General features: G+C 64.1%; 11 protein-coding genes. 2 read left to right on the forward strand and 9 right to left on the reverse strand.

The features are described 5' to 3' along the window. Positions 1-6: 6 nt before the first annotated feature. The 7 genes from VQ042_RS11815 to VQ042_RS11845 form a co-directional block, all read right to left on the reverse strand. Positions 7-1,098, reverse strand: a complete 1,092-nt coding sequence (locus VQ042_RS11815; protein WP_331819420.1) for a baseplate J/gp47 family protein — start codon at positions 1,096-1,098, stop codon at positions 7-9. After that, a complete protein-coding gene (locus tag VQ042_RS11820) occupies positions 1,070-1,603 on the reverse strand; it encodes a phage GP46 family protein (protein WP_331819422.1) in 534 nt (177 codons plus the stop codon). Before VQ042_RS11820 ends, VQ042_RS11815 begins: the two co-directional genes overlap by 29 nt. Next, the gene (locus VQ042_RS11825) at positions 1,600-2,085 is read right to left on the reverse strand and encodes a phage baseplate assembly protein domain-containing protein (RefSeq protein ID WP_331819424.1); all 486 of its coding nucleotides are present in this window, start codon (positions 2,083-2,085) and stop codon (positions 1,600-1,602) included. Before VQ042_RS11825 ends, VQ042_RS11820 begins: the two co-directional genes overlap by 4 nt. Then, positions 2,086-3,141 (reverse strand): phage baseplate assembly protein, encoded by a 1,056-nt coding sequence (locus tag VQ042_RS11830; RefSeq protein ID WP_331819426.1) that lies wholly within the window; start codon positions 3,139-3,141, stop codon positions 2,086-2,088. It lies immediately after the preceding gene. Further along, positions 3,138-3,764 (reverse strand): hypothetical protein, encoded by a 627-nt coding sequence (locus VQ042_RS11835; protein WP_331819428.1) that lies wholly within the window; start codon positions 3,762-3,764, stop codon positions 3,138-3,140. Before VQ042_RS11835 ends, VQ042_RS11830 begins: the two co-directional genes overlap by 4 nt. A gap of 1 nt (position 3,765) precedes the next feature. After that, positions 3,766-4,224: a DNA circularization N-terminal domain-containing protein gene (locus tag VQ042_RS11840; protein WP_331819430.1), complete on the reverse strand. Its 459-nt coding sequence runs from the start codon at positions 4,222-4,224 to the stop codon at positions 3,766-3,768. Between the two features lie 713 nt (positions 4,225-4,937). Then, the gene (locus VQ042_RS11845; protein WP_331819432.1) at positions 4,938-5,876 is read right to left on the reverse strand and encodes a hypothetical protein; all 939 of its coding nucleotides are present in this window, start codon (positions 5,874-5,876) and stop codon (positions 4,938-4,940) included. Between the two features lie 398 nt (positions 5,877-6,274). On the opposite strand from VQ042_RS11845, the gene VQ042_RS11850 reads away from it, so the two are divergent. Beyond that, positions 6,275-6,526, forward strand: a complete 252-nt coding sequence (locus tag VQ042_RS11850; protein ID WP_331819434.1) for a hypothetical protein — start codon at positions 6,275-6,277, stop codon at positions 6,524-6,526. A 30-nt stretch (positions 6,527-6,556) separates the two neighbouring features. Here VQ042_RS11850 and VQ042_RS11855 read toward each other — a convergent pair whose 3' ends face one another. After that, the gene (locus tag VQ042_RS11855) at positions 6,557-8,449 is read right to left on the reverse strand and encodes a phage tail tape measure protein (RefSeq protein WP_331819446.1); all 1,893 of its coding nucleotides are present in this window, start codon (positions 8,447-8,449) and stop codon (positions 6,557-6,559) included. On the opposite strand from VQ042_RS11855, the gene VQ042_RS11860 reads away from it, so the two are divergent. After that, positions 8,343-8,696 carry a hypothetical protein gene (locus VQ042_RS11860; protein WP_331819448.1) on the forward strand — a complete coding sequence of 118 codons (354 nt, stop codon included), beginning with the start codon at positions 8,343-8,345 and terminating at the stop codon, positions 8,694-8,696. The genes VQ042_RS11855 and VQ042_RS11860 overlap by 107 nt on opposite strands. Before the next feature lie 11 nt (positions 8,697-8,707). Here VQ042_RS11860 and VQ042_RS11865 read toward each other — a convergent pair whose 3' ends face one another. Then, positions 8,708-9,052 (reverse strand): hypothetical protein, encoded by a 345-nt coding sequence (locus VQ042_RS11865; protein WP_331819436.1) that lies wholly within the window; start codon positions 9,050-9,052, stop codon positions 8,708-8,710. Between the last annotated feature and the right edge of the window lie 185 nt (positions 9,053-9,237).

The raw sequence follows: 9,237 nt of genomic DNA on the forward strand, positions 1-9,237 counted from the left end.
CTCCCGTCAGGCCCAGGTGATGGTGCCGAGCACCGGCAGCTGGCCCGGCGTCATCACCGGCGCCATCTGAGGCGCGACCAGGACGTGCCGCCTTTCCCCGTCAGTCTGGGAAATGACCTCCGACAGCCATGCCAGCGGGATCTCGAGATTTTCGTTGGGCAGACCGGGCCGCAGCCGCGTCTCGGGGTCGGTGGCATCGAAGAAGGCGGCAAGCTGGGCATAGACCGCTGCGCGGTTGTCGACGCTGTCCGGCACAAGCCGTATCGTCAGATCGACCGGCGCCGCGACGGGCGCAATGGCGAAGAACTCCGACCGGATCAGACGCCGGCCCTCGATCGCCGCCTGCACCGCCGCGACATCGGCCTCGGTCGGGATCCCGTTTGGCCGCCCCTCGAAGGTGAACCACAGGCCGACCCAGCCGAAGCCGTTGGAGAACTGACGCGCCCAGGCATTCGCGACGCCGGGCACGGCGAGCGCCCAGCCCTCATAGTCCGACAGCGCCCCGCCCTGCGGTGGCGTGCGCTTGCGGCGCAGGCCACGCCGGCGCAGGCTTTCGATGCTTTCCTTGTCAGCGCCGCCGCCAATGCCGCCGGTCGCCACCGTCGCGGTCGCGGCCAGCGCCGGGAACAGCGCCGGGTCGGCCAGATTGAGCACCGCGTCCGGATCGCGATTGGCCGCCGCGCCGCGCTGCTCCGATTGCACCGTCAGGGTCAGCGCGCCGAGGGCGTTAGCCGTGGCCGGCTCAGTCGTGACATAAGTGGTGCCGCCAGAGACGTAGCGAATGCCTGCAGGATAGACGCTGCTCGCCGCGCCGGTGGTAGTCACCTGCCCGGCGGCGACTGAAGCCGCGCGCTGAAATATCCCGTAGGCGGCGCATTCGTCGCGCACATGGCTTTCGATGTCTGCCGAATGCAGGAACATCTGCCTGAACATGCGCTGCTGGCGCAGCTCGAATTCATGCGCGAACAAGCCCAGCGCCTTGGCCAGGACGTTCAAAACGCTTTGCCAGAGGGTCGCGTCGGTGCCCGGCAGATATTGCCGGATCGCACCGCGCGCCCTGGTCGCTAATTCAGACGGAGAGCGGGCTTCGAACGCCATGCAGCTGATCCCAGAGAACGCCGTAGCGCTGGTGAAACATTTGCGCGCCGTCGCGGCCGTAGCCGAGAACGACAAGCTCGAGTCGGTTTGCGGTCCGGTCCGCAGTCGCCGTGACATCCCAGCGCACCATGGCGCCCTGGTCGATCAGCGTCTGCAGCGCCTCGCGTGCATAGTCTGCCGCCCGCAATTCGATGTCCGGTGTCAGCGCCGAGCGCCGCAGAAGCCACAGCTTGGAACCCAGCGGCCGGTCGCCGGGACCGAAGGAGATCGCGTCGCCCGGCCAGCCCCTGTTTTCGTCGTCATCGCGCAGCTCGGCCGGGTCGGCCGCGACATCGGTCATCAGGCAGATCAGGACCGCGGTGGCCAGCGCCTGCTCGGCGCGCAGGCTGGCCGGGTTGATCGGGTCGTCCGGCGCCGTCAGCGCGAAGTCGCCGAGCGCACCATCCCAGACGATGTCCGGCGACAGCTGCGGCTGGTCGGGGCGGGAAAGCGGAACGATCCTCATGCGCCACCATCACCGTCGCCATCGACCACCGAGCCGGTCGCCGAGAGATTGCCGTCCAGTGTGATGTCACCATTGACCGTGAGAGGCCCGTTGATCGTCACGCCATTCGGAGCGTTGATCGTCCAGTCTCCGGCGGTGAAGGTCGCAGTGCGGTTCGCGAAATCGAACACTGCCCCGCCATCGCCTACCAGCTTGATGATGTTGCCGAGGTGATCGTAGATGGCGGCGCCGCCCATTGGCAGATCAGGACGCAGACCCGGGTCCTCGCTCCCGAAGACATAGCCACTCTCTCGGTTGCCGCGCTGGTTGATCAGAACGCCTTGGCCGCCCTTCACCGGATGGGAGGCGAAGCCATGCTCCCCCGGCCGGTGCATCCGTTTCCAGCGATCGCCGCCATAGCCCTGCCCGCTCACGAATTGCTGGCCTCCTTCGTGCTCGACCGTCCCGTCGAACTCGAAGCGGGTCAGATTGCCGTCGGCCATCTACATCTCCTGAAATTCTGGCTCGAGCGCCGACGGCGCGCTCCAGGCCGCGGCGCTTTCCCCGCGCGGGTTTTCGCCGCCCAGCGCCCGCGGGTCGACCAGCGACAGCGTGGCGACGGTGCCCTTTTCGTCCTGGACGAAGACGACCCGCTCGACGGCCATGTCCTGCCGGATCCCGAGCCAATCGCTGTCGACGAAGACCAGGAAGTGCGGCTCCCAGAGGCGTCCCTTCTCGTCGCGAAAACCGCGCACCACGATCGTCGCGGTGGTGCCCTTCCCGGCCGAGCGCCGCGCCTCGTTGGCGGCGCGCTTCTTCATGCGCGAGGAATCCGCCTCGCCCTCCAGGAGCTTGATCAGCGGCCGCTTGCGCGGGACGCCGGGATCAGACGCGACGGCCTGCGGGCGCAACGATGCGGCCTTGGTGCCGGTCGCCGCCTGCCCGCGGATCTTCACTTCGGAGAACCTCCCGGCCATGGTCAGCTGCGCCGAGCCGCTCTTGTACGGATCGAGGCCGCGCACCAGGGCGCCGGCATGACGCCCGGTTGGCTCGTTGGCGATCCGGTGCTTGCCCTCCGGCGTGTCATAGATCAGGGCGCCCTGCGAGCGGGCCTCACGCTCGACCGTTTGGAACCAGGTCTGGCCAGTATCGAGCTTGTGATAGGCTTTCTTCAGCCCCTCGATATCGCACTCGACGCCGATCCCCAGGGTATCGAACTGCTCGGCGATATCCTTCAGCGTGCAATTCTCGACATCTCCGGTCGGATGATCGACAGACGCCTCGGTGTTGTCGATCGTTCGCGAAACGAAGGTCACGTCGTAGGTTCGCTCCTCGGGGCCATGGGCAGGCCGCACGTCCTGCACATAGCCGGTCAGGAAGAGATCACCGGAGAACCGGATCACCGTCTCGTCGCCAGGCAGGCAGGGCAGGCCCGGGCCGGTCGGGACGATCGATGCTGTGGCGTTACGCACTGCCTTATCAACCGCCTGCGTGCCGGCAAACCGCGTATGCGCCAGGGTCTGCCCCGCGCACCTGATCTCGATGATTTCGAGCGTCATGGCGCGATCGCCTCAAAGGCCGTGGGCATGACAGCAGGCGTGGCCACCTTGTTGCGGTCGACGATCTCCGCCGCCCGCGCCGGGTCGCTGTAGAGCTGCCAGGCGAGCAGCGTCGACGGCAGCGATAGACCCGTCTCCACCCGCACCAGCGGCGCCCGATCGGCGGCGGTGCGGGACAACTGCAATGCCGCCTCGCCGACAAGCGCGGTCAGATAACCAAACACCTCATCGGACAGGTTCGGCCCGGCCAGTTCGTAAGCCAGTGCCGCGCGCGCCAGCAGATTCTCGCGCGCTGCCGCCGCGTCCTGCGATGACGGATAGTCCCGCCGCACGAAGGCATAAGCGGCCATCGTCACGGCGAGGACGGTCACGAAGCCGTCGATCGCTGGCTCGCCGGTTTCCGACGGCTGCTCAGTGTCGTCGAGCACGCCCACAGGGTCCCCGCCCTCGCCAATGATCCGTCCCGCGTCGAGCATCGCACCCGCCGCGGCCGATCCGGCGCCCGGCTGCACGACCGCAAGCGCCCGGGCGATCAGCGTCAGGTCGTCAGAATCCGCGCAGCGACGGTCGCCGATCGCGCCGAGCCAATCGCGGGCAAGGAAGATGCTGGCGCGAGTGGCCATGTCAGAACACCGAGGCGAAGGAGGATGTGATGGCGGCCGCAGCGCCGGTCACGATGCCCCGCAGCGATGGGACAGCACCGAGTACCGATGGCACCGCACCGGTAGGGACGAGGAACTCGAGGTCGTAGGCAATCAGGCCATTCTTGTCCTTCCGACGATCGCGCCGGCAGACCGTGCAATTGGCGATCAGACCGGGATCCATTGGCAGCGTGAGAAACCCCGGGCCCGACACCTGGCAGACCAGCTCAAGCGCACGGCCCTCAATATCGGCGGCATCGGAGGCGACATAGGCATCGACCCGGTAGATCGGGATCTTGGCGCCGGTGTCCTCGACGGTGTTGCCTCCGCCGGAAATGTCATGGACCGCCACCCTGCGCCCGAAATCCGGAGTGTCCCGATCCACCCAGAAGGTGACGCCGCGAAACGACGCGCGGCGAAAGGCCTGGCTCCAGTCACGCATCGGCTTTGCCCTCACATGAAAAAACCCGCCACGGCTGACCGGGACGGGTATGAAAGACGCCTTCGCGCCAGCTGTGGTATGATCAATCAGTCACGGAGGGAGTGACCTCAATCCGTGACTAGGCTCGGCGGCAATGCCCCCCATGAGTAATGCTGCCGGGCCGCCAGTCAGGCGAGTATCGCCCACGCAAACGCTAGAATGCCGATCCACAAAATCGCGCTAATCACCAAGCCGTTCTTTATTCCACGGGCGACGTTCAGCGAATCTTCTGATTCGTGCCTGCGCGTGTGGAAATGAAAAGACATAGCGATCTCCCCCGAGGCCATATGACTATGATTCGGCATCGGAAGCTGGTCTGAAACTTAAGGAATGATCATTATCCACAACTGAATGCTGTCAGAGCGGCGCTCAATATGCCGAAAGCAGCAGCGAGGTCTGACTAGACGATCCATTCGATTAGAACACCCCAGAACAGGATGCACACGATCATGAGAATCAGGCCGGCTCTGGCGCAGCCGATGGCTCCCTTGTCGTCGTCTTCCACTGTCGCCTCCTCTCGCTCTCTTCGAACGGCGACACTGAAGCGGCGGGCCAGCGAGAGAAGGACGCGCGGATGGTTTCCACGGCGTTACGTCGTCAGGTGGTTAGGTGATCGTTAACGGGATGGTTCGGATCAGAGGTGCCGCGATGGGCGGCGAGATCGTCAGGCGTCATTATGCGACTGCATTGGCGTAGATTACGCCCTTGCCGGGCAGCTCCGCGTCTGCAAGACGGCTGGCGTAGACTCCGATCAGGTCGTAGTAGCCATCGCCGCGCGGGTTCCAGACTGCATCCGTGCCGCACCGTCCGAGCCAAAGTTCATCGCGCATGTCGGGTACGGTGCTGTCTGTGGTTACAGTGCCACCATTGCCGTTGAATGCACGACCTGTCCCGTCGAATGCAAGCATTACACCGAACGAACCATTAAAGTTGCCGCTATTGCCGAGTGCAGCCGCGGCATCAACAGGGGACGTGCCGACAGCCGTCCTTGAGATGGGGTAGAGGATCGACCTGTTACCCGAACCACCAAGAATGCGGCCGTAGTCCTCCAGCACCGCTTGTCCCTGAATAAGCACAGTAGCTGCCGATCGCTCAAATACTGTTTCCATCGCCAATGGCAGGCGGAAGTTGTCTGTTTCGGCAATCTCAAGCTGCTGGACGCCGTTGACTGTCGAGAACGTGGGCGTGTTCGTGGCATCGTCGGTAAACAGGGCGAAGAACGTGGCTTCCGTCACTTCTGCGCGCGAAGCGAGGATTTCCGCATCGGTGCCGCTGGTCACAGTCGGGAGAATGTAGACGCGCTCACGGAAGTCGCCCACCGCAGCCATCCCCGCATAACGCGGATTGGTTAGCGGGCTGGTCGAGCCAACCATGATCTCGTTGGACGCCATGTTGGCCATTCCGTTGCCGGTGGCCGTCACAGTGACGGTGAAAGCATTGTCGGCTTCGGTGCCGGTCAGCGTGTAGGTTTCGCCGGTCTCGCCCGACAGCGCAACACCATCCTTGTACCACTGGCGGGTGGTGGTCGCGGCGGGATAGGACCGCCAAATGCCGTCGAAGGCGGTTAGTGTATCTCCGTCCTTGCGAATGCGCGGCGGCATCAGGTTGAGCAAAGGTCGACTGCCTACCCAATTCCGCTCGACGATCGCCGCTGCGGTGATTGACGCCAGCAGGTTCTGTCCTGCTACGTTGGGATGAACTTCGTCGTCGCGCAGGGAAGACGGCCAGATGCCATTGGCGATGTCAGTCTCGTCCTGCGCATTGCCGCTCCCGTACCATTTGGAGATCGAGGTCGTTTCGACGTAATCGTTCGGGTACGCCGCCTGTATATCCGCCTCAATGTCCGACGAAGATCAGCACCGATCCCACGCCCTTGTTCTGGCAGATGACCCATTCCGCCGCCGTGGCGATCTCGGTCCATGCGGTTGTCAGGGTCAGGTCAGCGTCCATCGTGGCATTCCTTCACAAGATTGATAGATTCGCGGTCATGGCAAACGATTCGGAGCCCCCGATGGCAACTGATCTCGACCGCCCGCTGAAGACCCTGATCCTCGACCTCATGCTCGAGGTGAAGGAGCTGCGAATGCAGCTCCGGCGGATGGAAGAAAATGCCGATCGCAGGCACGAGATGGTGGTCGATTGGTGCGCACCTCAGCACGTGAAGGATGCGATTGAGGCAGTCGGCGACGTCGGCTTCGAAGAGACAGAGCCGCCGACGGACGTCACTGACGATCTGTCCAAATGGCTCGACAAGAGCCGCTAGAACCGTTTTCCGTCGATGCGACGGGCGTCATCACTGCCCTCCAGCGATGCCAGCGTCCGGCATGGATTGCCCCATATTCCCTGAAGGTGGTGCGCCAGCCATGCTGCCAATCAGCGAGCCGCCGGATGGCATATTCACCTTGACCGGCGTCTGCAGCGCGGCGCGGATCTGCGCAGCGATGTAGTCGGCCGCACTGCGAATGGCCGCGCCGGCTGCCTCTCCCTGCGCATCGAGTTGTGCGCCGCCTTGGGCGATGCTCTGCCCCGCGGCTTCACCGTCGAGCGCGAGCGCGTCGCCTGCACCCTCGATGGCAGACCGAAACTCCTCCGGCCCGTCAATGAAGGAATCAAGTGACTGCATCCGGTCCTGAGGCATGCCGCCGAAGGGCGACGACGTCGGATAGGAAAGTGGAGGCGCCTCGATGGACCCCTTCGACGACCGGCCCGCTATCTCCTGCAGCTTCGCGACATCGGCCGCCACGGCCGCCGGATCCGGCCGAGCGCCTGGCACCGCGGTCGCGCCGGTGCTGACGCCAAGCGGGCCGCCGGTTCGCGCCGCAACGGGCTCGATGTCGCCAGCCTTCAGGATGGTCTCGGTTTTCTCATCCTCACGGCCGAGGAAGCGGTCGATGAAGCCACGGCCCAACGCATCGATCGGGTTTGCCACCTGCGCCGCCTTGCCGGCGGACAGGAGGCGGTCGAAGCTATCGCTCGCCGTGTCGCCATCGTCTTCGGCAAGGCCGAGCAACTGCGCGCCGTCTTTGATCAGACCGACCGCCGAAGCGACACCGTTGACGGTCGTCGCGAGATTGGCAAAGAACTCCTGGATGGGCGGATTGTCACTGCCCATCGCCATCAGGCTATTGATCTCGGTGATCAGATCGGCGACCGCATCCTTCGCTTCGATCACCTCGTCGAGGTTCACATCGGCCTTGAGGTTTTCAAGCCCGATGCCGATCTCCTGAGCGATCTCGCGAGCGCCTTCCAGCGCCTCCTTCATCGCAGGCATGCCGGTCATGCCGACATCGATCGTCAGCTTCTTGAATTCGTTCTTCAGCAGCTGGAACTGCGACCAGAAGTCGTCGAGCTTCAGATCGTAGGATTCGCCGAGCGAACCCTTCCAGGAAGCCCGGTCCAGCGCAATCTGCTGGTTGCGGGCCAGTTCATCCCGGGCCACGACGAGACGCCGAACTTCATCGGAAAAGCCCTGCCCGAGAAGACCAGTCACCATCTCCGACTGCTCGAACTTGTCGAGTTCGGAAACGTGATCGAGAAATACCTCAATCGCTTTGTTGGCATCGGTTTTCAGGATGTCCTGGAACGCATCGATGTTCCCGACGATGCTTTCCAGCGCGGCTGCGGCCTTGTCCGAGCCGGGCGACAGAAGACGATCCGTCAGCGTGTTCATCATCCGGGCCGCAACCTCCGGCTCCATCTTGATGTTCGCCAATGTCGCGCCGTAGGCAGCCGCCTGCTCCGCAGAAAGCCCGAACAGCTTCAGCTGTGCCCCGGCCCGATCAAGGAAGCTGACGATGTCGCGCTCGTCGGCTATGCCGCTGTCGGCAAGCTTATTGATCAGGCCGAAATATTCCTCCATGCCGCCCATGGAGATGCCCATGGACACCTTGAAGCCGGCGGCGGCGTTGCCGACTTCCTCGGCGCTCATTTCGAACGCATCGGCTGCCATCGCCGACAGCCGGGCAAACTCCCGCAACTCGTCGAGCGGTAGGCCTGCGGCCGCGCCGCGCTCCATCGCCGACAGGATCTCCTCCAGCGGGACGGCCAACTCCCCGGATGTCGAGAGCGCAAGCGCTTCTTTGCCGAGCCGCGCCGTCTCATCCGCCGTCGTGCCGGCCTTCTTCTGGATGCCGGTCAGGGCACTCTCGAAGTCGGCCGTCGTGCTGACCAGTTCCTTGAACGCCACACCGGAGCCGATCGCAGCCACCGCGCTGTTCAGGCCCAGCATCGACATCGTGGCGGCGCGTGTGCTGACCACCTGCCGGTTGATCATGTCGCTGCGCGCCGCCGCGCGCTGCGCCCGGTCCACTGCACGCGACTTCCTGTCGATCCGGTCGAGATTGCGCGCTACGGAATCGAATGCCTTTCGCGTGCGGTCGATCGCCGAGAGCTTGAGCCGGGCTTCGATTTCCTTGGCCATCGACCACCCATGAAAAAGGGCGGCTCAGAGGCCGCCCGTTGGTTGCGTCAGTCTTCCGCGCCGCTCAGTCCGCTCATGCGGTGGCGCCTCGCCCTGTCGTCGCAGATGCCGCATCAATTCCTCATGATGCTGCGTGCGCAACTCCTGACTGTTTCTAGAACTCTTGATCAGGTCCCCGAACCCGATCAGCAGCGCGCCGACTAGGAAAATCGGGATGGCAGCAATGATGCCATAGGGGCTGACCGAGACGAGGAAGGGCGAGCCGATGAGTGTCACGGCCCCCATGCCAACTAGCGCGACCTCTGGGCGCAGGATAATACCAATCGCCAGAGCAACTCCGACGAAGAATAGCAGATCGACCGTTTCCATTTTGCCTCCGTCGGTTGCGCCGCCGGCAGACTACGCCGGCATCCATCCCGATGGAAGTTGACTCTATGTGGCGCCCAGGGCAATCGCATTTCAGAACAGGCTGAGCAGGCGAGAGAGGAATGCATTGTCCCAGCCTGCCCTTTGGAATTTCCCCTTCAAGGATTCCTTTGAGCCGTCCTTCTGCA

It is taken from the genome of Aurantimonas sp. A2-1-M11, from assembly GCF_036549475.1.
Taxonomy (GTDB): Bacteria; Pseudomonadota; Alphaproteobacteria; order Rhizobiales; family Rhizobiaceae; genus Aurantimonas.